The sequence below is a fragment of the Streptacidiphilus fuscans genome (genome assembly GCF_015690355.1).
Taxonomy (GTDB): Bacteria; Actinomycetota; Actinomycetes; order Streptomycetales; family Streptomycetaceae; genus Streptacidiphilus; species Streptacidiphilus fuscans.
The window spans coordinates 653,991-680,158 of the sequence record NZ_JADPRT010000003.1; the positions used below are offsets into that span (position 1 = coordinate 653,991).

Annotated in this window: 20 protein-coding genes; 16 read left to right on the forward strand and 4 right to left on the reverse strand. The window is 72.3% G+C overall.

Annotated features, from left to right (window positions below; genetic code table 11):
* Positions 1-5: 5 nt before the first annotated feature.
* Complete coding sequence (locus I2501_RS10175) at positions 6-764, reverse strand: Crp/Fnr family transcriptional regulator (RefSeq protein WP_196193534.1); 759 nt, start codon at positions 762-764, stop codon at positions 6-8.
* A 175-nt stretch (positions 765-939) separates the two neighbouring features.
* Between I2501_RS10175 and I2501_RS10180 the strand changes: the two genes are divergently transcribed.
* The 8 genes from I2501_RS10180 (at position 940) to I2501_RS10215 (ending at position 7,620) form a co-directional block, all read left to right on the forward strand.
* Positions 940-1,728 carry a hypothetical protein gene (locus tag I2501_RS10180; protein WP_196193535.1) on the forward strand — a complete coding sequence of 263 codons (789 nt, stop codon included), beginning with the start codon at positions 940-942 and terminating at the stop codon, positions 1,726-1,728.
* A 9-nt stretch (positions 1,729-1,737) separates the two neighbouring features.
* Positions 1,738-2,154, forward strand: a complete 417-nt coding sequence (locus tag I2501_RS10185; RefSeq protein ID WP_196193536.1) for a hypothetical protein — start codon at positions 1,738-1,740, stop codon at positions 2,152-2,154.
* Entirely contained in the window at positions 2,151-3,368 is a 1,218-nt protein-coding gene (locus I2501_RS10190) for a protein phosphatase 2C domain-containing protein (protein ID WP_196193537.1), read from the forward strand. The genes I2501_RS10185 and I2501_RS10190 overlap by 4 nt, the downstream gene beginning before the upstream one ends.
* Complete coding sequence (locus tag I2501_RS10195) at positions 3,365-4,594, forward strand: hypothetical protein (RefSeq protein ID WP_196193538.1); 1,230 nt, start codon at positions 3,365-3,367, stop codon at positions 4,592-4,594. Before I2501_RS10190 ends, I2501_RS10195 begins: the two co-directional genes overlap by 4 nt.
* 20 nt (positions 4,595-4,614) lie before the next feature.
* Positions 4,615-5,265 (forward strand): vWA domain-containing protein, encoded by a 651-nt coding sequence (locus I2501_RS10200; protein ID WP_196193539.1) that lies wholly within the window; start codon positions 4,615-4,617, stop codon positions 5,263-5,265.
* Positions 5,265-5,567 carry a hypothetical protein gene (locus tag I2501_RS10205; protein ID WP_196193540.1) on the forward strand — a complete coding sequence of 101 codons (303 nt, stop codon included), beginning with the start codon at positions 5,265-5,267 and terminating at the stop codon, positions 5,565-5,567. Before I2501_RS10200 ends, I2501_RS10205 begins: the two co-directional genes overlap by 1 nt.
* Before the next feature lie 446 nt (positions 5,568-6,013).
* Entirely contained in the window at positions 6,014-6,760 is a 747-nt protein-coding gene (locus tag I2501_RS10210) for a nucleotidyltransferase domain-containing protein (protein ID WP_196193541.1), read from the forward strand.
* A gap of 254 nt (positions 6,761-7,014) precedes the next feature.
* Positions 7,015-7,620 (forward strand): response regulator transcription factor, encoded by a 606-nt coding sequence (locus I2501_RS10215; protein WP_196193542.1) that lies wholly within the window; start codon positions 7,015-7,017, stop codon positions 7,618-7,620.
* A 69-nt stretch (positions 7,621-7,689) separates the two neighbouring features.
* On the opposite strand, the gene I2501_RS10220 is transcribed toward I2501_RS10215, so the two are convergent.
* From I2501_RS10220 to I2501_RS40205, 3 genes are all read right to left on the reverse strand, one after another.
* Positions 7,690-8,943 (reverse strand): sensor histidine kinase, encoded by a 1,254-nt coding sequence (locus I2501_RS10220; RefSeq protein WP_196193543.1) that lies wholly within the window; start codon positions 8,941-8,943, stop codon positions 7,690-7,692.
* 225 nt (positions 8,944-9,168) lie between these two features.
* Entirely contained in the window at positions 9,169-11,601 is a 2,433-nt protein-coding gene (locus I2501_RS10225; protein ID WP_328806297.1) for a TOMM precursor leader peptide-binding protein, read from the reverse strand.
* Positions 11,602-11,608: 7 nt separating this feature from the next.
* Positions 11,609-11,737 (reverse strand): hypothetical protein, encoded by a 129-nt coding sequence (locus I2501_RS40205; protein WP_268926889.1) that lies wholly within the window; start codon positions 11,735-11,737, stop codon positions 11,609-11,611.
* Between the two features lie 437 nt (positions 11,738-12,174).
* Here I2501_RS40205 and I2501_RS10230 point away from each other — a divergent pair, with 437 nt between their 5' ends.
* From I2501_RS10230 to I2501_RS10265, 8 genes are all read left to right on the forward strand, one after another.
* Positions 12,175-13,920, forward strand: a complete 1,746-nt coding sequence (locus tag I2501_RS10230; RefSeq protein WP_236046037.1) for an acyl-CoA carboxylase subunit beta — start codon at positions 12,175-12,177, stop codon at positions 13,918-13,920.
* Positions 13,917-14,120, forward strand: coding sequence for an acyl-CoA carboxylase epsilon subunit (locus tag I2501_RS39175; protein ID WP_196193544.1), 204 nt, complete (start codon positions 13,917-13,919; stop codon positions 14,118-14,120). Before I2501_RS10230 ends, I2501_RS39175 begins: the two co-directional genes overlap by 4 nt.
* Positions 14,121-14,387: 267 nt before the next feature.
* Complete coding sequence (locus I2501_RS10240; protein WP_196193545.1) at positions 14,388-15,446, forward strand: 3-oxoacyl-ACP synthase III family protein; 1,059 nt, start codon at positions 14,388-14,390, stop codon at positions 15,444-15,446.
* Positions 15,443-17,404 (forward strand): HAD-IIIC family phosphatase, encoded by a 1,962-nt coding sequence (locus I2501_RS10245; RefSeq protein ID WP_196193546.1) that lies wholly within the window; start codon positions 15,443-15,445, stop codon positions 17,402-17,404. The genes I2501_RS10240 and I2501_RS10245 overlap by 4 nt, the downstream gene beginning before the upstream one ends.
* Complete coding sequence (locus tag I2501_RS10250) at positions 17,394-17,660, forward strand: acyl carrier protein (RefSeq protein WP_196193547.1); 267 nt, start codon at positions 17,394-17,396, stop codon at positions 17,658-17,660. Before I2501_RS10245 ends, I2501_RS10250 begins: the two co-directional genes overlap by 11 nt.
* Positions 17,657-18,415, forward strand: coding sequence for a 2-oxo acid dehydrogenase subunit E2 (locus I2501_RS10255; protein ID WP_196193548.1), 759 nt, complete (start codon positions 17,657-17,659; stop codon positions 18,413-18,415). The genes I2501_RS10250 and I2501_RS10255 overlap by 4 nt, the downstream gene beginning before the upstream one ends.
* The gene (locus I2501_RS10260) at positions 18,412-19,713 is read left to right on the forward strand and encodes an FAD-dependent monooxygenase (protein ID WP_196193549.1); all 1,302 of its coding nucleotides are present in this window, start codon (positions 18,412-18,414) and stop codon (positions 19,711-19,713) included. The genes I2501_RS10255 and I2501_RS10260 overlap by 4 nt, the downstream gene beginning before the upstream one ends.
* 99 nt (positions 19,714-19,812) lie before the next feature.
* Positions 19,813-26,121 (forward strand): type I polyketide synthase, encoded by a 6,309-nt coding sequence (locus I2501_RS10265; protein ID WP_196193550.1) that lies wholly within the window; start codon positions 19,813-19,815, stop codon positions 26,119-26,121.
* Positions 26,122-26,168: the final 47 nt, after the last annotated feature.

The window sequence follows — 26,168 nt, forward strand, 5'->3', positions numbered from 1 at the left end:
GACGTTTATACGTGTTTGGAGAGATTCGTTTCCGGCGGGCCGCCCGGCCCGGCAGGCCCGCCGGGTCCGGCCTCGGCGGCGATGCGGGCGAGGAGGTCCAGGTCGAGGATCGTGATCCAGCGGTAGCCGGTCGCAACCGCGCCCGACTCGCGCAGCGCCCGCAGGGCCTTGTGGACCGAGGACTCGGCCGCGCCGACCAGGGTGGCCATCTCCGGTTGTGACAGCGGCAGTTGGGCATCCCTGCGGCCGGGGCGGCCGTAGGTGACGGCGAGGTGGTGCAGGATCCGCGCCAGGCGTCCGAGCACGTCGCAACCGGTGAAGTCGACGATCCGGCCGGTCGCCGTGCGGAGCTTGGCCACCACGCTGGCGTTCAGGGCAAGTCCTATGGCGGGGTGCTGCTTTGTGCACTCCATCAGTTCCGAGCGCAGGATGTAGCGGGCCAGCACCTTGCCGCAGGTGGTCACGGTGCCGACGCGGGGCTCACCGTCGATCCCGGCGAGTTCGCCGACCAGGTCCCCGGCCATCCGTACGGCCAGCAGCGCCTCGCGGCCGTCCTGGGCATGCGCGGTGACCTTCACCGTGCCGCCGAGCAGGAGCAGCGCGAAGTCCGAGGTGTCCGCCTCGCGGATGGTGACCTGGCCGGCCGGGTAGACCACGCCGTGGCCGAGCGCCAGCAGGACCTCACGGTCGCGCTCGTCGACCCGGCCGAGCAGCCCGGTGGGCGGCCAGTACGTCGCCGACCCGCGCACCCGTGTGTTGCTCATCGGCCTTACCCCTCTTCGTTGTTCGGCCGAAGCCGTACAAGCCGTATTTGTAGCCGTTCTGCCGGGGGACCCCTCCCCTACGATCCCGTCAATCATGTACTCGACACCGGAGAACCGGTGCCCACGGCAATTCGATCTTCGAATGGCCGGCCCTCGTCGTCATCGCGGAGGGATTGTGAATCCGAGGTACGAATACCGAGCGCTGCTGGCGTGCGACATCGCGGGTTCCGCGGGGCGTGGCGAGCAGCGGCTGCAGGAGATCCGCAGCGTCCTGCGCTCGGCGCTGTCCGGGGCCATGGGCGGCGCGGAACTGGACGAGCGGGACTTCGCGTACGTCGACACCGGAGACGGCTGCCAGCTGGTGGCCCCGGCCGGGTTGCCCAAGGCCAGGCTGCTGGTCCCGTTGCTGCCGGAGCTCAACTCGCGGATCCACGCGCACAATCGGCGCGCGGCCCCGGAGGTCCGGATGCGCGTGCGGGTCGCGGCGCACGCGGGGGAGATCCGGGTCGACCCGGAGGGCGGCGTCTCCGGCGCCCCGTTCGAGGCCTTGGCGCGGCTGCTCGACTCGGCCGCGCTGCGGCAGGCGGCACTGACCGGCACCAGCGGTACGCCGGTGGCCGCGATCCTGTCGCATCACTTCCACGAGGACGCGGTCGGGCACGGCCACGAGGGGCTCGACGCGGACGCCTTCAGTGAGGCCGCGGTCCAGGTCAAGGAGTACGCGGCCACGGCCTGGCTCTGGTACCCGGGCAGCCCCGTCGGGCCGCGTGTCGACGCCGGTCGGGGGACCGACGCGGGTTCGGGTTCGGGCTCCTGCACGGGTTCCGGCCAAGGCTCCGGAATGCGGGCGGCGGCGCGTGAGCCGGGGACCGTGGAGCAGCTCGTCCGAGCGGAGGGGCGCAGCACGGTCTTTGCTGTCGGCACCCACGGCGTCCAGAACATCCATGAGAGCAAGCGGAGTTGATTCGGGCCCATGAACGAGGAACTCGCCGAGCTGGCCGCGAGCGGTGCCACCGCGCTGGTCGCCGCCATGGGCACCGACCTCTGGGACGAGGCCAAGAACCTGATGAGCGGCGTCATCGCGCACGCCCGCCGCAGCCATCGCAGGGAGCTGTCCGTAGCGCTGGACCGTGCGTCGACCGCCACGAGGGGAGCGGTCGACGCCACGGTCCTGGACTACTGGACCGAGGCCCTGTCCCGGCTGCTCGACCGGAATCCGGCGCTCGCCCAGGACGTCATGGCCCTGGCCTCGTTGCGGAACCCGGAAAGGCCGGGCATCGCGCTCCAGGTCAATTCCGCCACCCATTCAGGGGAGGTATTCGCCGTGCAGCACGGTAGTCAGCACTTCGCCTCCGGACCGAAGTCCCACGACTCCGAGGAAGCGCCGTGAACGCGGACGACAGCCGGCCCGGCCTCATGGACGGCTGGCTGCGGGCGGTGGTGCTCGTGGTCGTCGTCGCCGGGTCCTTTGTCGAGGTCAGCCTGCCGCACCGGCAGTACGGACTCCTGGTGGACCTGTTTGCGCTCGCGGCTGTGGGCGTCGTCGGGGCGTCGGCCGTGCTGGGGTCCGAGGCCGCCGAGACGCTCGCGCGGCAGCGAGAGCGGCTCGAACAACAGCCCCAGCCGCAGCCTCCGTCCTCCGCGGAGGCCCCGGTCTGCCGCTTCGTCAACGGGCCCGCGGTGCAGCAGCCCCGACCTCAGCCCCCGAAGCCCAAGCCGTTCCTGCGGGAGCGGCCGACCGATCTGAGCGTTCCCCGCTTCGGCGAGGGCGCCCGCGCCCAGGGCTACCCCTGGCAGTTGCCGGAGCGCACGGTCCAGAACGGGATCGCGGCCGACGAGGCCACGGTCGGCGCCTTCACCATCCGGGCGGCCTCCGTCATCGGGCCCGGCCACCGTTGCGCCCAGCCTGCCGAGCCACGGCAGGACTCCTACCGGATCGGGCGGAGCCGGGACAGCCGGTACGCGATCGTGGCCGTGGCCGACGGCGTGTCCAGCGCGGCCTGGTCCGACGTCGGGTCCACCACGGCCTCCAGCCGGGCCGTCACCCTGCTGCGCGAGCGGATCGACGCGGTCGGCTTCGACAAGCTCGACGCCGAGGAGGTGTTCGGGCGGATCGCGGAGTCCGTCGCCGGGCAGGCTGCCGCACGCGGGGTCGACTCCTCGCAGGTGTCCACCGTACTGATCACCGCGGTGGTCGCGGAGCCGGACGCGAACGGCGTCGCGGAGGCCTGGATCGGGTGGCTGGGCGACAGCTCGGCCTGGCTGCTCGACCCGCAGCGACCGCTGTGGCTCTTCTCCTCGGGGGAGGCCAAGGACCGTGCGGCGGCGGTGGTTTCGAACGAGGTCGCCGGACGGCTTCCTGACACGGCGCACCTGGCCCGGGGTCACTACGTCCGGCTGGCTCCCGGCGCCGCGCTCGCCCTCGTGACCGACGGGATCGGCGACGCGTGGGCGGACCAGGAGGGCAACGTCAACGCGTACTTCGCGAACGCCTGGCGCGCTCCGGTCCCTGCCACGCGGTTCACCGCCGACGTCGGCTTCGACGCGCCGCAGTGCCTGGACGACCGCACCGCGGTCGTGGTGTGGAACGGGGGGCGGTCATGACCGACCCCGAGACCGAGACCGAGCCGGTGACCGCCGTGACCGATGTGACCGCCGTGACCGCCGTGACCGAGGTGACCGACAGCGACGATCCGCGGGGTTGGCCGTTGGCGCGGACCGTGAGCCTCAGCGATCTCGGACCGCTCGCCGAGGCGATCTCCGAACACAACGGCCAGGCCGTCGCGGTGAAGCCGCTGGCGGACCATCCGGGGTGGCTGGCCAAGCTCTACCGCCAGGGCCAGCACGTGGAGGACGCCCGCCGGCTCGACCAGCTCATCTCCGCTCCGGGCACGCTGTCGAGCGCGGACCGTGCGGCCCTGTACGCGGGGACCTGCTGGCCCGCCGCCCGGATCGAGGAACCCGACAACCCCGTCGCCGGCTGCGTGATCCCGATGGCGCCCGAGCACTACCGGCACGAGCTGCGGCGCGGCGCGTTCAGCGAGCGCCGCTTCGTGGAGATCGACTGGCTGGCGAAGTCCGACGAGTCGATCCAGCGGATCGGACTGCCCAGGCCCGGCTTCGAGGGCAGGCTGGCCGCCTGTCGTGGGCTGACGGAACTCGCGGCGATCCTGGAGGGGTTGGGCCTTGTCTACTCCGACTGGTCGTTCTCCAACGCCTTTTGGAGCCCGGACCGGCGTTCGGTCTACCTGATCGACGTCGACGGCTGCCAGCCGAAGAAGATGATCGACGTCCACCAGCCGAACTGGGAGGACCCGCGCACACCGCCCGGGACCGACGCGGACACGTACACCGACCGGTACCGGATCGGACTGCTGGTCGCCAAGTGCCTGACGGGGCAGCGTGACGCGCACGCCTTCCACACCGTCGCCGCGTCACCCTGGCCGAACCGGTCCGCCGCCACGGAGGTGCTGTTGGACATGCTGCTCGCGACCGACCGCGAGCGGCGGCCCTCGGCGGGCCAGCTGAACCTGGCACTGAACGGCGGGCCCTACCTCAGGACCGTGCCACGCGCCACGCGCGACGAGCTGCCGAAGCTGCCCCGGGCGGTCCCGCAGCCTCGCACCGCTCCGCAGTCCACAGCCGTCACCGTCGCCGTCGCCGCCGGGGCCGTGCGGGGGCCTGAATCGGCGTTCACCAAGAAGGTCCAGGCGTCTGCGGCACCCGAGGTGAAGAAGCCGCAGCCTGCGAACAGCGGAAGCGGCGGATGGGCGTTCCTGGTCGTCCTCGCCGTGATCCTGCTCTTCGCGCTGATCGCCTCCCACCACTAGATCCAGATCAGAGGTGCCTCATGTCCGTCTGCCTGCCCACCTACGTCGTGATCGACGCGTCCTCGTCGATGAAGCCGCACGAGGCGGTACTCAACGCCACCCTGTCCCGGCTGCACTACAACCTGGCGACGAACCCGCGCGTCTCGGAGTTCGCCCGGGTCAGCGTGATCGCCTTCTCCACCGAGGTGCACGTGGTGATCCCGATGTCCGACATGGAGCAGGTCCCGGCCCTGCCGGAGGTGATCTGCGGTGGCGGCACGGAGTACGGCAAGACCTTCGACCGGCTGCGCGAGTGCATCGAGGAGGACGTCAGGGACCTGCGGATGCAGAACCTCAGCGTGCTGCGCCCGGCGGTGTTCTTCCTGACCGACGGCGCTCCGACCGACTCGCGGTGGCAGGACTCATTCCGCAGGCTGGTCGACAAGGGCTGGGCACGCCACCCGCACGTGATCGCCTACGGCTTCGGCTCCGCCCAGCGCGAGGTGCTGGAGAAGGTGGCGACCAAGGCCCTGTTCATCGCCGACGGTTCGGACACCGAGTCGGCGCTGAGCTCGGCGATCTCCGGTCTGCTCAACTCCCTGATCGCCTCGTCGAACACCGGTGAGATGCGGATCGCCACCGAGGTCAAGGGCTTCGAGTACGTGCAGGTCGCCCAGGAATACATCGACTGATGACGGACGTCGACTCAGGACTCTCGGCGACCCGGGCCCTGCGCGCATCCGTCGGACTGACGGTGCTGGCCGCGGTGCTGCTCGCCTGCGGCGCGGCGGTGCAGGCGACGGGCAGTCTCCAGGGCCCCTCGGCGAACGGGGGCGGAAGCGTCACCCGCCCGACGACGACCGCCCGGCCGGTCCACCCGGTCCCGACCTTCCCGATCCCGACCCACCCGGCGCCGCCGCCGACCTGCGTGGCCGCCGGACCCGTCCTGACCGGCTGCGGCGGCGGAGGTCTCTGGCCGCGCCGCGACCGATAGAGCCGGCGTCGAAAGGCCGGCGAATGGCCGGCGAAGGGCACGCGAAACGCAGACGGCCCGCAGGCTTGCTCCCATCCCCGACCTAGGAACGGGGACGTGGGCACCGGAGGACGATCCGGTGGGCCTGCGGGCCGGGTGACTGCTATGGATTGCGCTTGCGCGCTGTGGAAGTGCCCGCTGCACCAGCCGCTGCGGGCGGGGCGGCGCTAGCGCGCAGCCACCTCACGCGTCCTGAATGTACTCACTACAGGATCACCTCCCTTCTGTGTGCTGCCACGGTAGGCAGGCCGCCTCGGCGATCGCAACGGTTTTTCTGTCGGCAATCGGCTGAGCGGTCGGTCGGTAATCCGGTGGGCCCGGCCCCGGGCGGCACGGCAGACTCCCCACAGAGCGAACCGGAGAGCAATCCGGAGAGCGAGCCGGGGCAGGCGGGGGAGTGGTGGGTCGTGGCCGAGGAACAGGGGCGGGTGCTGCTGGAGGGCGTGGTCGGGTCCACCGCGTACGGGCTGGCGCACGCCGGGTCGGACGTGGACCGGCTGGGCGTCTACGCGGCGCCGACGGAGCGGCTGTTCGGCCTGCACCGGCCCGGGGAGTCGGTGGTGACCACCGCGCCGGACCGGACGCTGCACGAGGCGGCCAAGTGGTGCCGCTTGGCGCTGAGCGCCAACCCGACCGCGTCGGAGCTGGTCTGGCTGCCGGAGGACGGCTACCTGACGCGGACGGCACTGGGGGAGGAGCTGATCGGCATCCGCCGCTCGTTCCTGAGCGCGCGGGCGGTGCGCAACGCGTACCTCGGCTACGCGACGCAGCAGTTCCGCAAGCTGGTCGCCAAGGAGGCGCGGGACGACGGCCCAGGCGCGGTCCCGCCCGCGCGGCTGGCCAAGCACGCCCGGCACCTGCTGCGGCTGCTGGAACAGGGAGTCCACCTGCACCGCACCGGCGAGCTGCGGGTACGCGTCGATGACCCCGCACGACTGCGGGCCGACGGGGAGCGGATCGCGGCCCGCCCGGGCGAGGCGGAGGCGCTCCTTGCGGCGGCGGAGGAGGCGTTCTCCTCTCCCGGTGTACTGCCCGCCGCGCCGGACGAGCGCCCGGCGGAGGCGTGGCTGGTCCGGGTGCGCCTTACAGTGTTGGACGGGTGGCGGTGCGCCCCGGGCGGAACGGCAGAAGAGGCATTGGCCCGCAGCCAGTAGTCCCGTTGCGGGCCACTTCGCGGGCGTTCCACCGGTGGTTAGCGGGTGCTTCGTGGACGGATTCAGAGGAATTGCAGAGCGGGGTCACAGGTGGAATCCCGCAAGGCCAAGCGGAACCCCAAGTCCGTTACCGCGAAGGAATGTTCGCCGGTGTTAGGGCCTCCGTCAGACACAGGAACTCACCGTATGCTGACATGGCATCAACAGGGGGAATTCCTCCTGCGCATGCGCGTTGAGGAAGGCGGTGGTGGAGCGTGATCAGCATCCTGATCGCTGAGGACATGCTCATGCTTCGGAAGGCCCTGGTTTCACTCCTGAGCCTGGAAGACGACCTGGAGATCGTCGGCGAGACCGCGCGGGGCGACGAGATCCTGCCCCTGGCGCTGAAACTCAGACCCGACGTCGCGGTCCTCGACATCGAACTGCCCGGCATGGACGGCATCACCGCGAGCGAGTGCCTGCACAAGCAGCTCCCCTCCTGCCGGACGATGATCCTCACCAGCCTCGGGCGTCCGGGGAACCTGCGACGCGCGCTCGCCGCGCACGCGGTCGGTTTCATGCTCAAGGACGCCGAGCCGGACGTGCTGGCGAACGCCATCCGCTCGGTCGCCGCGGGCGGCCACGCCATCGACCCCAAGCTGGCGCTGGCGGCCCTGGAGGCCGAGACCAGCCCGCTGACGCCGCGCGACATTGAGGTGCTGCGGCTGACCGCCGAGGGGGAGGACGTCGGGCAGATCGCCGCCCGGCTCTTCCTGGCCTCAGGGACGGTCCGGAACTACCTGACCAACATCGTGACCAAGCTCAACGCGCGCAACCGCCTGGACGCGGTGCGGATCGCGAAGGAGTCCGGCTGGCTCTGAGCGGTCGCTCTGCCGCCGAGCGCCGGCTGCCGGATGCCTGCCGCCTGGTGCCGGCCCGCCTGGCGTGGGTCAGCAGACCGCCAGGTCGGCCGAGGAGGGCGTCGAGTCGGAGTCCGTATCCGCGTCCGCGTCCGACGCCGGGTCGGCGGGCTCCGCGGGGAGCTGGACGACGGCCCGCAGCAGGTAGCCGTCGTCGGCCGTGCCCGCGCTCAGGGAACCGCCGAGCTCGACCAGTCGCTGGGTCAGGTTGACGATCCCGCTGCCGCCGGGCGCGCCCGAGCCGCTGTCCGAGACATGGGCGCCGCTCCCGTGCCCGTGCCCATGGCCGTGACCGTGCGGAATGACCGGCAGGGCCGACGCGCCGTCGTTCCACAGCGTCAGCGTGACCATCGGCGGGGTGAGGCGGAGCGCGATCCGGCAGTGGCCCGCCTTGCTGTGGCGGAGCATGTTGGTGACGCCCTCGCGCAGCACCGCGACCAGGGTGGCGTCGACCTCGTTCGGCAGTTGCAGGCCGTCCGGGATGTCCACCTCGGCGTCGATGCCGACGGAGCTGAGCATCGACTGCACCGCCAGCGCCTCGGGAAGCACCGTCTTGGAGCGGTAGTTGCTGGCCAGCGTCCGCACGTCGGAGAGCGCCTGCCGGGAGATCTGCAGGATCTCCTCCAGCTCGTGCTGGGCGCGGTCGGGCTGGCTGGTGACGATCCGGTGCGCGAACTCGCACTTCAGGGTGACCGTGGAGATGCTGTAGCCGAGCAGGTCGTGCAGGTCGCGGGCGAAGCGCAGCCGTTCCTGCATCACCGCGACGCGGGCCAGCTCGATGCGGGCCAGCTGCAGTTCGGAGACCAGGTCGGACATCCGGCTCAGCCCGGTGACGATGGCGGCGGTCAGCGCGACGGCCACGATGTTGTAGAGCATGTCGCCGACCGGGTAGCCGACCAGCAGCTGCACGGGAGCGGCGGCGGCGACGACCAGGCCGAAGACCGTCCAGCCCGCAGCCGCGGGCAGCACCAGCAGCGCCGAGGACGCGAGGAACCCCGGCATGCCGAGCCAGGCGTCCCCGTAGAAGAAGAACGGCACATAGGTCAGCACCCCCTGCAGCGCCAGGCTCTCGCGGCGGTACGGCGCCAGGCGCGGGGCGATCGCCGGGAAGGAGTGGATCGTCTGCAGGGCCAGCAGCACGCTCAGGATCGCGACGAATCCCAGCAGCCCGATGGCCGAAAGCCGGTTGCTCACCGCGTAGCTGAGGGCGATCAGGAAAAATCCGACGATCACGACGCCGGTGATCACCTGCGCCGTTCGTGGGGCGAAGTTCGCAAGTCCCATCGCCGGTTTACCGGATCCGGGCGTAACGGAACCGCTCTTGTGGAACTCCCCCACGACTACCCCCCACCAACTCAGGCCAGCGGTGTGCGCGACGAGGTCATCCTAGGAGAAACAACGTCGTAAGTGTGTTGCCGAAGTATGTGCTTTCAGCCCTTTCTGTTACCGGATCACTGTTGCTGGAACCAATGGCATATGGGGAGTTGACTGCGGTGGAGCAGCGCATGGTCAGAGGAAGAACGGGATGGGGTTGAGGTCCTCGTAGCGGGTCGGGGCCTTCAGCCAGCCGAGCCGGACCGGTACGTCGTAGAGCCGACCGGCGGCGAACCGGGCCCAGAACGGGCGCAGTCCGGGGACGATCACCTTGGCCACCGGGATGCCGAGGTCGGGCCGGGTCTGGTCGAGGACCAGCAGTTCCAGGCCGTGGCCGCGGAGCAGCTCTACCACGTCCAGCACGTCGTCGCGCAGGTCGGCCCGGGGCCGGTAGGGGAAGTCGGCGGGTGCGCGGGTGGGCGCGGCCGGGTCGGGCAGCAGGTAGGGCTGGTTCTCCGTGGTGGCGTTGCGGAACCAGTCGAGGGTGACCGGGTCGTCGCAGCCGTAGCCGCTGCCGTCCTTCGCGTCCAGGACGGCCGGGAGCATCTGGTTGCTCTCGGACAGCGCGCGGCGCAGCGCGACCCGGGAGTCGAAGTGGGCGCCGAAGCCCATCACGATGTCCTGCGGGGAGGCAGCCTGAGGCGACGCGGCCTGTGCGGAGTCCCCGGTGCGGTCGGCACGGGCCGAGAAGGCGGCGAAGACGGGGATGCCGAGGTCGGCGGTGAGGTCGAGCACCCAGACGGTGCGACCCATGTCCCGATGGACCGTCAGGTGCTCGGCGATCCACGGATCGGTGTAGGCGGCGAGGTCCACGGCCGGTCGGCGCAGCCGGTTGTACCACCACAGGGCGACGCTGTCCCGCTCGACCAGCTCCAGGAAGCCCTGGAGGATCGCGTCCTCCAGGCTGCTGCCGGCGGCGGTGCCGTTGGACGTGGCCTGGCAGACGACGCGGCCGGGCGGCTGGGGCGCGCGGTAGTAGAGGAGGGCGGTGGGCAGCAGCCGGCGACGCTGCTCGGTCAGCGACCAGACCGGCGTCCAGTCGAGCTGCTCCTCCTCGTCCACGGGGTCGCAGAGTTGGTTGAAGACGCCGCGGGCCGCCGCGCCGGGTCTGTTCCGCTCGGCGTACCACTCGACGACCTGGCGCGGGTGGAACAACTGGACCACGTCCGGGTGGAGGGCGTCGGGGCCGAGTTCGCGCAGGGAGGCGCGGACGACGGGCTCGTCGCCCTGGTAGTGGCCGCTGTGCCGCTCCAGCGCCTCGCAGAGCGCGCTGACCTTGGCGTGCAGGGGCGTGGCGCCCTTGCCCGAGCTCCAGGTGCGCAGCCCGGCGCGGACGGCGGCGTGGTCGCGGGCGACGGACGCCGGATTATCGCCCGCGCGGTAGCAGTTGAGGAAGGCGGGTCCGCGGCTGTCGCGGCGCAGTTCGCGGACCGCGCCGGTGACCGGGCTGACCAGGTGCCCGTACGCGTCCAACACCTGCTGGGGCGAGGCGGAGCGGTGGTCGCCCCCGTCGAGCGTGACCTTGGGCCGGGAGAGCGGGACCACCGGGGCGGTGACCCGGTCGGCGACCAGCGTCGGGTTGCCGCAGCAGGGGCACTGCGGGCGGCGGACGACGGTGTGGCGGCGGCTCTCCAGGGTCGTCGTGTCCAGGGTGACCAGGTCGGCCTGGTGCGGGGTGCGGACGCCGCCGAGCCACTTGGCCGCCTCCAGGGCGGCGAGGTGGACGGCCGCCGCCGCTCCGGCGGGGTGGGCGCTCGGCGGGTGCGGCACCGGGCCGCTGCGGCCGAGGAGTTGCTGGAGCCGGGTCTCCGGCTGGCGGTTGAGCCGCAGCCGGTGGGCCATGCAGTGCCAGCAGGCGTTCTGCTGCGGGACCAGGACGGGCCCGATCCAGCAGGACGGGCCGCTGGGCTTGAAGAGCAGCCAGGGGCGACCGGCGGCGCGCTGTTCGGCGTCGATCCGGGCGAGTCCGGCGTCGAGGTAGTCGTCGCAGGCGACGACGGTGAGTTCGGCAGCGGCAGCGGCGGCGGCACCGGCGGCGGCCGCCGTGCCGGACTGCTCTCCGCTCGCGTCCTCCGCGAGCACGGTCAGGCCGGCCGCGAGGAGGGCGGTGAGGACCTCGTCCCGACGGGTCGAGCCGAGGCAGAGCAGGCGGACCGAGGCGGCGGCCACCGTGCGGGCGGCCTTGGGTCCGTCGAGCCCGGCCAGCTCCCAGTAGGCCAACTCCGCGGCGTCGCAGGTGCTGGAGGTGCTGGAGAGGGGGCGACGGGGAGGAGCGGTGTCGGTGAGGAGACCGGCGCGGGAGAGCCGGGTGAGGACCTCGTCGGTCCGTTCCGGATCCAGTGCCGGACGCAGCGCGGCGGCGTCGGCCAGCAGCCGTTCCCGGTCCCGGGAGCCGTCGAGCAGCGGGGCGAGGGTCGCGATCAGCGTTCCGCGCAGCACGGTCACGCCGTGGGCGGAGATCAGGTAGACCCCCTCGCCGGGGACGGTCTCGACGCGGAGGTGCGGCTTGAAGCCGACTCCGGCGGCGGCCGAAGGGAGGGAGAGCGTCCGGTGCTCCAGTCTCCTCACCGGTGTGTCACTCGGTCTCGGAGCCGGCGTTGAAGCAGAAGCACATGCCCAGGGGGGTGACCTCAGCGGGGATGTACTGCAGGTTCTCGATGACGAGGTCCGTGGTCTCGGTGCACAGCAGCGTCTCGTTCAGCATGGCGAACTCCTTGTGTCTGCCTGTGTGTCTCTGGGGGCGGGGAAGGACTTCTGGGTGCCCGTGCGGTTCTGGGTGTGCACGTGCGGCGGGGAACGGGGTGCGGCCTGGCGCCTGGCTGCACCGGAGGAACCCGAGAGCGCTTCTCGTACTGCTGCTCAAAGCTCGTACTGCTGTGTGGCGAGACCACTGTGCCGCTCGGCGCGGATCCGGGGCCAGTGCCCGGGTCACCGGTCCCATGTGACGAACTCACGGATCCGACAATTGCGGTGACCTCGTGCGTACGGTCCGTCACCTTTAGGGCGGCTCTGGGCTGTCCGCCCTGGTCCGGACAGTGCCGAGGCCGGAGTCGAGGACGGCACGAGCGGCGGCGGCGATGCTCGCGGGCCCCACGGGCGGTACGCGAGGAGGCGCCCGTCTGCTTACGGGAAGGGCCTGGCATGACTGTGATCGACGAAGGCCGTACGGCACTGGCGGCTGAGCGTCCGGTCGGACTGCACGTCGCACCGGATCCGGTCGAGTCCGATCCGCACCACGGCGCACGGGAGACTCGCGAACAACAGGAGAGGCAGGGGCTGCACGAGCAGCAGAAACAGCAGGAGACGCGGGAAGACTGGGAGCAGCCGTCCGCGCGGCCGAACTCCGCCGCGCTGGCCGCCGAGTTGGCTGCGCGCAAGGTGCAGTTGGAGGCGGGGCCGAGCGAGCAGGCCACCGCGGCCCAGCACGCCAAGGGCAAGCTGACCGCCCGTGAGCGGATCGACCTGCTGCTGGACCCGGACACCTTCGTGGAGGTGGAGGGCCTGCGGCGGCACCGCGCCACCGGCTTCGGGTTGGAGCACAAGCGCCCCTACACGGACGGTGTGGTGGCGGGCTGGGGCCTGGTCGACGGACGCCAGGTCTTCGTCTTCGCCCACGACTTCCGGATCTTCGGCGGCGCGCTGGGCGAGGCCCACGCGCAGAAGATCCAGAAGGTGATGGACATGGCCGCCACGACCGGCTCCCCGCTGGTCGGCCTCTGCGACGGGGCGGGCGCGCGGATCCAGGAGGGCGTCACCGCGCTCACCGGCTATGGCGAGATCTTCCGGCGCAACGTCCGCAACTCCGGGGTGATCCCGCAGATCAGCGTGATGTTGGGCCCGTGCGCGGGCGGCGCTGCGTACTCACCGGCGCTCACCGACTTCGTCTTCATGGTCCGCGACATCGCGCAGATGTTCATCACTGGACCGGACGTGGTCCGGGCCGTGACCGGTGAGGAGATCAGCCAGAACGGGCTGGGCGGCGCGGACGTGCACGCCGGCACCACCGGGGTCGCCCACGCCGTCTTCGACGACGAGGAGACCTGCCTGCTTGAGGTCCGCTACCTGCTCTCGCTGCTGCCCGCCAACAACCGTGAACTGCCGCCCGCCGAGCCGGTCGCGGACCCGGTCGACCGGTCCTGCCCGGCGCTGCTGGACCTGGTGCCCGCCGATCCGGTGCGCTCCTACGACATGCGCGCGGTGATCCGGGAGATCGCCGACGACGGCGAGTTCTACGAGGTGCACCAGCAGTGGGCGGGCAACGTGCTCTGCGTGCTGACCCGGCTCGGCGGCCAGGTGGTGGGCATCGTCGCCAACCAACCGATGGTGCTGGCGGGTGTGTTGGACATCAGCGCCAGCGAGAAGGCGGCGCGGTTCGTGCAGTTCTGCGACTCGTTCAACATCCCGCTGGTGACCCTGGTGGACGTGCCCGGTTTCCTGCCCGGCGTGGTGCAGGAGCACGGCGGGGTGATCCGGCACGGGGCCAAGCTGCTGTACGCGTACTGCAACGCGACAGTCCCGCGGATCTCGCTGATCCTGCGCAAGGCCTACGGCGGCGCGTACATCGTGATGGACTCCCGCTCGATCGGGACCGACCTTGCGCTGGCCTGGCCGACCAACGAGATCGCGGTGATGGGCGCGGAGGGCGCGGCCAACGTGGTCTTCCGCCGCGAGATCGCCGCCTCCAAGGACCCGGACGCGACGCGCGCGGAGCTGATCGCGCAGTACCGCGAGGACCTGATGCACCCCTACTACGCGGCCGAGCGCGGGCTGGTGGACGACGTGATCGACCCGGCCGAGACCCGCAGCCGCCTGATCAGCGCCCTGGCCATGCTGCGGACCAAGGACACCGTCCTGCCGGCCCGCAAGCACGGGAACCAGCCGCAGTGAGCGCCGAGGCCGGTCCCGTGGAGAGCCTGCGGATCGAGCGCGGGCGGCCCTCGCCGGAGGAAGTCGCGGTGCTGGCGGCTGTACTGACGCGACGTCAAACACCGTGCGACGCGGACGTGGACGCCGAGCGTCCGGGTCGCGTCCGGGCCGGGTGGAAGCCCTCGGGCATGCGTCAGCCCGGCGGGTGGGGCGCGCCGTGACCCGTAGCTACGCGCGTGGCATGCGTCACACCACCCTGTGGTCATCGGCGGGAACAACGGTGGACGAATGGTGAAAACCGCAGGTCAGAGGCTCGAAAGTGCCTCAAGTTGCCGTCGAGAAGCCCGCCTTAGCGTCGAGCACGCCGCCAGTGGCCTGGTGTTCGACCGGGCCCGACACGGGTCGTGCGCGCAAGGACAGGCCCCGGGACGGCCGGTGGCGCCGACCGAACAGTCCGTATCCACCTTGAGTCGAATGAGGTGACTCCCTTGAGAATCTCCGCTCTCAGTGAGGTACTTCCGGGCGAGCCGGTCAGCAACGCCGACATGGCCGAGCGCTTCGGTCTGCACGAGCGCTGGCTCGACCGGATGACCGGAAACCGCGCGCGCTACTTCTGTGATCCCGAAAGCCCCGACGGTGTGCCCAAGAACACCGGCGACCTCGCCGCCGCCGCGGGCGAGCAGGCGCTGCAGTCCGCAGGCGTCGACCCGGGCTCGGTCGACTTCCTGATCCTGTCCACCGGTTCGCCGGACTTCCTGATGCCGGCCACGGTGAACACCGTCGCCGACCGGCTCGGGCTGAACGACCTGCCGACGCTCCAGCTCTCCGCCGGGTGCGCGGGCGCGGTGCAGGGGCTCTACACCGCCCAGGCGCTGCTGACCGCGGGCGCCAGGCGCGGGCTGGTCATCGGCGCGGACAGCGTCGTCAAGCTGTGGCCCGCCGACCGGCAGTTGGGCAAGATCAGCCCGGCCGAGCTGGCCAACTTCGCGCTCTTCGGCGACGGCGCCGGCGCGGCCGTGGTCGAGGCCGAGGAGGACGGTCCCGGGCTGCGCGTCGAGCGGATCGTGCTGCGCTCGGTCGGCAAGGGCCGCGCCCCGGCGCAGACCGTGCGCTGGTACGGCGCGGACGGTGCGCCGTTCGTCACCGGCCCGGACGGCAAGGAGCGCCGCGAGGCGATGGGCCAGGAGGACTACAAGGCGATCGAGCGCCACGTCCCCGAGCTGGCCGACGGCCTGCTGCGCGAGCTCTCCGCCTCGGTCGGCTGGCCGGTCGAGGAGGTCGAGCACGTGCTGACCCCGCAGCTCAACGGCGTGATGGCGGAGAAGATCCGCGAGCACCTCGGCGTCCGTCCGGAGCAGGCGGTGCACTGCGTGGAGCTGACCGGCAACAGCGGCAACGCGCTGCCGCTGATCCAGCTTTACCGGGCCTTCCGCCGCGCGGAGGAGAACGGCGTGGACGGCGCACGGATGCTGGCGACCGCGATCGAGTCGTCCAAGTGGATCGTCTCCGGTCTGGCCATGCGCTACCAGGCGGAGGGAAAGAAATGAGCGTCACGACCGAGGCCGGAACGGGCCAGGCCCGGCGGAGCGCGCTGCGTGAGCTACGCGCGATGAAGAAGGCCGGACTCGGCGGCGCGGGCGACGCGGTCGTCGCGCTGCTCGACGAGTTGGAGGCGCAGGGCGACCCGCTCGTGCTGGAGTCCGCGGGGGCGCTGCTCGACGCGGGCCAGCGTGCGGCGCTGCACCAGGAGAACCGTTTCTCCGACTACCGGATCGCGCTGCTCGGCTCGTCCACCCTCGACTCGCTGCCGCACCTGCTCACCGCCGAGCTGGTGCGCCGACGTGTCCTGCCGGAGATCCGCTCCGCCGGGTTCAACCAGTGGCGGCTGGAGATCCTCTCCGGCGCGCCCGCGCTGGCCTCGCTTCAGCCGCAGCTGGTCGCGCTGCTGCTGGACGACGCCGCCGTCTTCGAGTCCGTCGCCGACCCGCTCGACCTCGACGAGGTCGAGCGTCGCTGCGCGGCCTTCCCGCAGGAGTTGGCCGACTGGGCCGAGCAGTGCCGCGGCACACTGGGCGGACTGCTGGTGCTGGCCACCGTCCCGCTGACCGCGCTGCGTTCGGACCGGCTGGTCGACTACCGCTCCAAGGCCCGGCTGGCCGCCGCCTGGCAGCGGATGAACGCCGAGATCCTGGGCCTGGCCACCACGTCGGAGCGCACGGTGGTGCTGGCCTGGGAGACCCTGGCGCAGCACGCGGGCGGCGCCGCCGGCGGCTTCGCGGCCGGTGACCGGATGCGGCACGCGGCCGGGCACGCCTTCTCGCCCGAGTTCCTGCACGCCTACGCCGCCGAGCTGGCCCGGGTGGTCCGCGCGGACCAGGGCAAGGCCCGCAAGTGCCTGGTGCTGGACCTGGACCACACGCTGTGGGGCGGCGTCGTCGGCGACGACGGCGTGGCCGCGCTGCGGATCGGTGGGGCGTTCCCCGGCTCGGCCCACCTGGAGCTCCAGGCGCTGGCCGCCGACCTCAAGGCGCAGGGCGTGATGCTCGCGGTCTGCTCCAAGAACGAGGACGCGGTGGCCCGCGAGGCCATGGCCACCCACCCGGAGATGCTGCTGCGCCCGGACAGCTTCGTGGCCATCGCCGCCTCCTGGGACCCCAAGCCCCAGGCCGTGGCCGGGCTGGCCCGGACGCTCAACATCGGCTCCGACGCGATGGTCTTCGTCGACGACAACCCCGTCGAGCGCGGCCTGATGCGCGAACTGCGGCCCGAGGTGGCCACGGTGGAGCTGCCGGGCGACCCGGCCCGCTACGCGGCCACCGTCGCCGCACGCGGCGACTTCAACCTCCTCACCCTCACTGAGGAGGACCGGGTCCGCACCCAGCTCTACCGGGCCGAGGCGGACCGCGCCGAGCTGCAGCGCAGCACCGGCAGCCTGGACGAGTACCTGGCCGGTCTCGGCTCCGAGCTGACGGTCGAGCCGATGAACGAGCTCAGCCGTGCCCGGATCGTCCAACTCTTCGGCAAGACCAACCAGTTCAACCTGACCGGCCGCCGCTACGCCGACGACGAGGTCGTCTCGCGCTCGGACGCGGGCGAGGCGGTCTTCCTCAGCGCGCGGCTGCGCGACCGGTTCGGCGACAACGGCCTGATCGCCGCGCTCGCCGTCGGCCGGGACGCGCAGGGCGTCTGGGAGGTCGAGAACTTCGTGCTCAGCTGCCGGGTCTTCTCCCGGTACGTCGAGCAGGCGGTGGTCGGACTGGTGCTGCGCGCGGCGCTCGCCGCCGGCGCGCCCGAGGTCCGCGCCTCCTACGCGCGCACCGCCAAGAACGGCGCCTTCGCCGAGTTCTGGACCGGACTCGGCTTCGCGGTCGACGCGGCCGCGTCCACCCCCGAGCGGCAGGTCTACATCCGTGACCTGCGCGAACTCTCCGACCCCGACGCACTTCCCGACCTGCCGAGCTCGATCTCGGTCGTCTCCACGAAGGAGCCCCTCGATGTCTTCTGATGCCGCAACCGATGCCGCCGAGGCTCTGGTGATCGAGGTCGTGGCCCAGGTGCTGGACCTGGACGAGGACGAGGTCGCCGTCGACGCGAACTTCGCCGACCTGCCCGGCTGGGACTCCGTCAACGCCATGCGCGTGCTCGTCCTGCTGGAGCGCGAGTTGGGCGAGCCGGTCGACTACGACTCCTTCGCCTCCGCGCACACCGTCGCCGACATGGTCGAGGCGGTCGCCGAGGTCTCGGGGGTGAGCGGCGGATGACCACTCTCCAGCCGCTGCCGGTCGGACGACGCGGCACCTGGACCTTCCTCCACGACGCCCGCAGCACCTGCCACGTCTACCTGGACACCGAGGTCGACGCGACCCGGATGCGCGAGGTGCGCACGGCCGCCGACGGCAAGGTCGGCTATGTCAGCCTGCTGGTGAAGGCGGCGGCCGAGGTCGTCGCCGAGGTGCCCGAGGCCCGTTCGGTGCTGCGCGCCGGATGGCTGCGGCCCAAGATCGCCGAGGCGCAGCAGATCCACGCCAAGGTCCTCTTCGACCGGACCGTGGCCGGGACGCGCTGTGTGCTGTCCGGCGTGGTCGAGTCGGTGCCGGAGCTCTCCGCGCTCCAGGTGCAGGAGGCCGTCGACGCGTTCAAGGACGCCGACCCCGAGGACCCGCAGGGCCCGTTCGCGGCGCAGAAGAAGATGCGCGGGCTGCCGCTGCCGCTGGCCCGGCTGATCTACCGGGCCGCGATGCGCGATCCCGGTCGCCGCGCGGCACTTCAGGGCGTGTTCTCGGTGACCTCGGTCGGCCAGGAGCAGGTCCGCGTGATCTACCCGATGATCTCGGGCACGCTCGGCTTCGGCATCGGCCGGATCCGGGACGTCCCGGTGGCGGTGGACGGCCAGGTCCGGATCGGACCGGTCTGCACCGTCTCCCTCGCCTTCGACCACCGCGTGGTCGACGGAGCCGTGGCCTCGGACGTCCTGGCCCGGACCAAGAACCGTCTCGAGACCCTGGAGATGCCATGAGTGACAGCACTGACCGGGGCGAGCGCGAGCTCACCACGGACGTCCTGATCGTCGGCGGCGGTCCGGCGGGAGCGCTGCTGGGCTGCCTGCTGGCCCGGCGCGGCATCGACGTCGTCGTCGCCGAGAAGCAGGAGACGCTGGACCGCGAGTTCCGCGGCGAGACCATCGCCGCGCCGTCCGTGGTCACCCTGGAGCGCCTCGGCTTCGGACCGGCGCTGCGCGAGCACGGCTACCTGTCCACCAGCGGCGTCAAGATGCGGATGGAGGGCCACGACGTCTTCCAGGTCGACTACAACCGCTTCGACGTCGGCGTGCTGCCCATCGACATCCCGCAGCCCTCGCTGATCGGGATCTTCCACGAGGCCGCGGCGGCGCTGCCCAACCACAGCTACCTGCCGGGGACTTCGTTCACCTCGCTCATTGAGGAGGACGGCGTGGTGCGCGGCGCCATGCTGCGTCACCGCGACGGTTCGCGCACCCGCGTCCAGGCACGCCTGGTCGTCGGCGCCGACGGCCGGTTCTCCAAGGTGCGCAAGGCGGCCGGGATCGACGCCGACGTCACCCCGATGGAGCGCGACTTCCTCTGGATCCGGCTGCCCCGCCCGGCCGGCTGGGGCGACGACGCGGACCTGGTCGTGCGCGGCGACCGGCAGTTGGTGATCCTGCCGACCTTCCCGGACCTGCTGCGCATCGGCCACAACCTGCCCAAGCGCGGCCTCGGCGACCTGCGCAGCGAGGGCATCGCCGCGTTCCGCGACAGCATCGCGGAGATCGACCCGCGCCTGCGCCCGCTGCTGGACGAGCACCTGACCGACTGGGAGAACACCGGCTTCCTGGAGATCTTCACCGCCGAGGTGGAGCAGTGGGCCAAGGACGGCCTGGTGCTGATCGGCGACGCCTCCCACACCTGCACCCCGATCCTGGGCCAGGGCGTCAACCTGGCCATCCAGGACGCGGTCTGCCTGGTCCCGGTCGTGGCCCGGGCGCTGACGAAGGACCAGCAGTCCCGTCAGCCGGTCCCCGCCGCCGCCTTCGACGAGTTCGCCGCGTCCCGCAAGAAGCACAAGTCGTTCGTCACGCGCTACCAGCGGATGCAGGAGGGCGCGCTCGCCCAGTCCAAGCCGCTGGCGGTGCTGCTGCGCCGGACCCGGTTCCGGCTGCTCAACGCCCTGCCGATCAAGTACAAGATCTTCGGCAAGGTCATCAACGCCCCGCACCCGATCGACGCGGAGGACCTGCGCCTGGCGCGGATCGACTCCTCGACCGCTCCCGTCCAGCCGCCCACCACCGCGGCCTGAAGCCAGGCCAGGCCGAGCCAGACCGAGCAAGGCTGAGCCAGGCCGAGCCCGCTCCCCGCTACCCGTACTCCCGCCCTTCGTGACGTGAGGTCATCCACCATGTCCAAGAACACCCAGTCCCTTGACCGTTCGGGTGCGGCCGACGACCCGGACCAGCTGATCGCCATCGTCGGCATGGCCGCCCGGCTTCCCGGCGCGCCCGACGCCGACTCGTTCTGGCAGCTGCTCACCGAGCGCGGCGACGCCGTGCGTCCGATTCCCGGCGACCGCTGGGACACCTCCGCGCAGCTCGACCCGGAGCGTGAGATCCAGTCCGTCGGCGGCTTCCTCGACGGCGTGGACCTCTTCGACGCGACCTTCTTCGGCATCTCGCCGCGCGAGGCCGAGAGCATGGACCCGCAGCAGCGGCTGATGATGGAGTCCGCCTGGCGCACCCTGGAGGACGCCGGCCGCTCCGCCGCCGAGCTGCGCGGCAGCCGTACCGGGGTCTACGTCGGCGTCTCCTGGCACGACTACGAGATCCGCCGCAAGGAGAACGGTCTCGGCGCCACCCAGCACAGCGCCGTCGGCAACGCGCTGGACGTCGTCGCCGCCCGCGTCTCCTACTACCTCGGCCTGACCGGCCCCAGCCTGGCCGTCGAGACCGGCTGCTCCTCCTCGCTGGTCGCGATGCACCTGGCCGTCCAGGCGCTGCGCGGCGGCGACATCGACGGCGCGCTGGTCGGCGGCGTCAACCTGATCACCGCGCCGGACGTGTCGATCGGCCTGACCCACTTCGGCGGACTGTCGCCGACCGGCCGCTGCCAGGCCTTCTCCGCCCAGGCGGACGGCTTCGTCCGCGGCGAGGGCGTGGTGACGGTCTACCTGAAGACGCTGCGCAAGGCCATCGAGGACGGCGACCACGTCCGCGGCGTCATCGTCCGCACCGCCGTCAACAACGATGGCGGCGGCGAGAGCCTGGTCACGCCCAACCCGGACGGCCAGGAGGACCTGCTGCGCCAGGTCTACGGCGACGGCGCGATCCCGCTGGACCGCGTCGGCTACATCGAGGCGCACGGCACCGGCACCTACCGTGGCGACCCGATCGAGGCGCGCGGCATCGGCCGGGTCCTCGGCCAGCGCCGCGACCGGGCGCTCGGTCCCCTCGGCATCGGCTCGGTCAAGACCAACATCGGCCACCTGGAGGCCGCCGCCGGTATGGGCGGCATGGCCAAGGCGCTGCTCTCGCTGGAGCACGGTGTGGTCCCGCCGAGCCTGCACAGCGCCGAGCTCAACCCGGAGATCCCCTTCGACGAGCTCAACCTGAAGGTGGTCCGCGAGCCGCTGGAGCTGCCCAAGGACGGGCCGCTCTACGTCGGCGTCAACTCCTTCGGCTGGGGCGGCACCAACGCCCACGTGGTGATCGGCCGCGCGCCGGAGACCGCCGCGTCCCACCCGGTCGCCGACTCCGGCCTGCCGGTGCTGCTGCCGCTCTCCGCGCAGGGCGACGAGGCGTTGCGCGCCCGCGCCACCGAGCTGGCCGACGCGCTGACCGCCGACGGCGCCGACGCGGACGCGGAGACGCTGCGCGCGATCGCTGGCACCCTCGGCCACCAGCGCGACCAGTTCCCGGCCCGGCTCGCCGTGGTCGGCGCCGACGCCGCCGAACTCGCCGAGGGGCTGCGGGCCTTCGCCGCCGACCCGGAGACCGAGGCGGCCGGTGTGGTCACCGGCCGCGCCCGGACCACCGGCCGCACCGCGTTCGTCTTCCCCGGCCAGGGCTCCCAGTGGAGCGAGATGGGCAAGGAGCTCTATTCGAGCAGCCCCGTCTTCGCCGCCGTCATCGACCGCTGCGCCAAGGCCCTCTCCCCGTACGTGGACTGGAACGTCGCCGACGTCGTCTCCGGCGCGGCGGGCGAGGAGTGGCTGGAGCGGATCGACATGCTCCAGCCCGCGCTGTGGGCCATGTCGCTCGGCCTGGCCGAGGTCTGGCGCGCGGCGGGCGTCGAGCCCGACGTCGTGATCGGCCACAGCCAGGGCGAGATCACCGCCGCCACCCTCGCCGGGATCCTCTCCTACGAGGACGGCGCGATGGTGATGGCCCGCCGCAGCGCCATCGCCCGCCGCACCTCGGGCCGCGGCCTGATGCTCGCCGTCGACCTCAGCGTCGAGCAGGCCCGCGCCGCGCTGGAGGGCTTCGAGGACCAGGTCGCCCTGGCCGTCAACAACGGCCCCTCCTCCTGCGTGCTGTCCGGCTACAGCGACGCCGTGCTGATGCTGCGCGAGATCCTGGAGGCCGACGGCGTCTACTGCCGCCTGGTCAAGGTGGACTACGCCTCGCACAGCCCGCAGATGGACGAGCTGCGCGACGACCTGATGGTCGCCCTCGCCGACGTCGCTCCCAAGCACGGCGAGATCGCGCTGATGTCGACCGTGCGCACCGCCCTGCTCGACGGCCCCGAGATGGACTGCGCGTACTGGGTCGAGAACCTGCGCAGCCCGGTCCTCTTCGCCGACACCCTGGGCAAGCTGCTGGACGACGGCGTCACCCACGTCGTCGAGATCAGCCCGCACCCGGTGCTGGCCCCGGCGATCGAGCAGCTCGCCGAGGAGCGCGAGGAGCCCGCCAAGGTGCTCTCCACGCTGCGTCGCGGCCACGGCACCCCCGTCGACCTGACGCTGGCGCTGGCCCGCGGCTACGTCGCCGGTCTCGAGCCCTTCGGCCTGCTGCCGCGCGCCGCCCACGCCGCCGTCCCCGGCTACCCGTGGAACCGCACCAGCCACTGGACCACCCAGGGCCGCCGTCGCCAGTCGGCGGGCGGGACGCTGGAGTTCGAGCTGGCCCCGCGTCCGGGCGAGGAGGACGCCTGGCAGGGCGAGCTGGAGCTCGACCTGGCCGAGTACCCGTGGCTGCGGGACCACCAGGTCCACGAGGCCGTGGTGCTGCCCGGCGCGGGGATGCTGTCCCTGGCGCTGACGGCCGCCCGCTCCCGGACCGGCGAACTGCCGCGCACGGTCGACAACTTCGTCTTCCGCGACAACCTGACGCTGGGTGCGGACCCGGTCCGGCTCTCCGCGCTGTGGCGCGACGACGTCACCGAGGGCGGCAGCTTCACGCTGCTCTCGCTGGCCACCGGCACCACCGGCTGGACCCGGCACGCCACCGGCCGGCTCACCCGCCGCGCCCAGCAGCGCGAACTCCCGGTGTTCCCCGAGGCGCTGCTTGCGACCGAGGCCGAGCAGCCCGCTGACTTCTACGCCGCCTGCACCGCACGCGGCCTCAACTACGGTGCGGCCTTCCAGGGCGTCACCGCCCTGCACGCCGAGGGCGGCCAGGCGCTGGGCGCGCTGGAGCTCCCGGCCCGCTGCCGCGCCGGAGCCCGCCCGTCCGCGCTGCACCCCGCGCTGCTGGACGCGGCGCTCCAGGTCTCGCTGGCGATGGTCGGCGGCGACGAGACGGTCGTTCCGGTCGCGGTGGAGCGGGTGCTGCTCCACAGCGAGCTGGCCGAGCCGGTCGTCGCCGGCTGGTCGCACGCGGTCCGCACCGGGGCCACCACCTTCGACGTGGTGCTCTTCGGCGCCGAGCGCGAACCGCTGGTGACGCTTACGGGCCTGACCCTCCAGGTGCTGGCCGCCGAGGAGATCGACGAGTCCGACACCGAGCTGCTGCACCGGCTCCGCTTCCGCGCCGTCTCCCGCCCGGAGGCTGCGGACGCTCCGGCGGGCGCGCAGGACACGGCCACCGGCACGTGGGCCGTCGTCCACGCCGCCGCTGACGCCGACCGGGCTGAGGCGCTGGTCGCCGCGCTGGCCGAGGCCGGATCCACCGCCACCGCGCTGGCCGTCGACGCCGCGCCGGACGAGACCGCGCTGGCCGCCTCTCTGCGCGCGTTGGAGGGCCTCACCGGTCTGGTCCACCTGGTCCCGGCCGCCGAGGGGGGCGAGCCGGCCCAGCGTGCCGCGCTGCACACCCTGGCCTGCGTCGTCCGCGCCACGCTGACGCTGCCCGAGTCGCCCCGGCTGACCGTGCTCACCGTGGACGCCCAGGCCGCCGACGACGAGGACCGGCCGGACCCCGGTGCGGCCCTGTTCTGGGGCTTCACCCGGGTGCTGCGCCGCGAACACCCCGAGCTGCGCCCGCAGTTGCTCGACGTCGCGACCGACTGGACCGACTGGTCCGCGGAGGCCGCCGCCGAGCTGCTCTCCGGCGACGAGGAGGACCAGCTCGCGCTGCGTCCCACCGGCCGCCTGGTGGCCCGCCTCACCCGCGGTGCCGCGCCCGGCGAGGAGCACGCCTACCCCTGGCACAGCCGCCTTCAGCCGTTCCGGCTCGCCGCCGCCAAGCCCGGCTTCTGGGACAGCCTGGAGTTCCGCCCGCTCAGCCGCCGGACCCCCGGTCCGGGCGAGGTGGAGGTCGCGGTCACCGCGTCCGCGCTCAACTTCATCGACGTGATGAAGGCGATGGGCACCTACCCCGACGGTACCGCCGGCGCCGACCTGCTCGGCGGCGAGTGCGCCGGACGCGTCGTCGCGGTCGGCGAGGGCGTCACCGGCGTCAAGGTCGACGACCGGGTGGTGGCCTGCGTCTTCGGCTCGCTCGCCTCGCACGTCACGGTCCGCGCCGACCACACCCGGCCGATCCCGGAGGGCCTGGCCGACCAGGACGCCGCCGGTCTGCCGCTGGTGCTCGCCACCGCCTGGCACGGCCTGGTCGACCTGGGCCGGCTGACCGAGGGCGAGACCGTGCTGGTCCACTCGGCCGCCGGCGGTCTCGGCCTCGCCGCGATCGCGGTCGCCAAGTCCCTCGGCGCGCACGTCATCGCGACGGCGGGCAGCGAGAGCAAGCGCGCGTACCTGCGCTCGCTCGGCGTCGAGCACGTCTTCAACTCCCGCGAGCTGACCTGGGCCGACGAGGTGCTCGCCGTCACCGGTGGGCACGGCGTCGACGTGGTGCTCAACTCGCTGACCGGCGCGGCGATCCCGCTGGGCCTGATGGTGCTGGCCGAGGACGGCCGGTTCATCGAGGTCGGCAAGAAGGACATCTACGCGGACCGCGGCATCGGCCTCGGCGACTTCCGCAAGAGCCTGACCTTCGCCTCGGTCGACCTGGCCGGTCTGATGGACCGTCGCCCCGAGCGCTTCGCCCGCCTCTTCGCGGACGTCTGGGCGCGGGTGCTGACCGGCGAGATCAAGCCGCTGCCGGTCCTGGTGCACACCTTCGCGGAGGCCGCCGAGGCACTGCGTGAGATGTCGCACGGCAGCCACACCGGCAAGTTCGTCCTGGTCGGCCCCGGCCAGGTGACCGGGATCCGGCCCGAGCCGCTGCCCGGCGGACGGTTCCGCGCCGACGGCAGCTACCTGATCACCGGTGGTCTCGGCGCGCTCGGCCTCTCCCTGGCCGAGCACCTGGCCGCCAACGGCGCGGGCGGGCTCGCCCTGCTCGGCCGCCGCACCCCGGACGCCGAGGCCGCGCAGCGGATCGAGGCGCTGCGGGCGGAGGGCGTCAAGGTCGAGAGCTACTCGGTGGACGTGGCCGACCGTGCCGGGCTGGCCGCGGTGCTGGACCGGGTCCGGGCCGAACTCCCGCCGCTGCGCGGGGTGTTCCACGCGGCCGGTCTGCTCGACGACGCCACCGTGCTCAACGTCAAGGCGGAGCAGATCGAGCGGGTCATCTCGCCGAAGATCGACGGCGCCCGGAACCTCAACGAGCTGACCGGGGACGACGACCTCGACCTGTTCGTGCTCTTCTCCTCGGCGGCTGCCCTCTTCGGCAACGCCGGTCAGGCCGCGTACGCGGCGGGCAACGCCTACCTGGACTCGCTGGCCGACGCCCGGCGTCGGCGCGGCGTCCCCGGACTGAGCGTCCAGTGGGGCCCGTTCGAGGACATCGGTCTGGCCGCCTCCGACGCCAACCGTGGTGCGCGCCTCGAGGAGCGCGGCATGGGCGGCTTCGTCGCGGAGGACGCCTGGCGGGCGCTGGGCCAGTTCCTGGAGGAGGACGAGCGGGTGCTCGGCTTCGTCCCGCTGAACCTGCGTCAGTGGTTCGACGCCTACCCGGACACGGCCGCGCTGCGCAGCTGGCAGGTGCTGCGCCAGGCCGCCGAGCAGGGTGGCGGGCAGAGCGCCGGCAGCGAGTTCCTGGCCGGGCTGCTGGCCGCGCCGGTGGGCAGCTGGCCGGAGTCGGTCGAGTCGAAGGTGCGGGAGCTGGCCGGGCGCGTGCTGCGGCTGGAGACCACCGCCATCGACCGGGAGACCCCGTTCAAGGCGCTCGGCCTGGACTCGCTGATGAGCCTGGAGCTGCGCAACCGCCTGGAGGCCGCGTTCGGCCTCAAGCTCTCGCCGACGCTGCTGTGGACGTACGGCAACACCAAGGCCCTGTCCGGAGTGCTCTGCGAACGGCTCGCCGAGTCGGCCACCGCCGACAGCTGAGCTGAGCCGGCCCGGCACCCTTTCCGGCCCTGAGGCAGGCCGGTGGG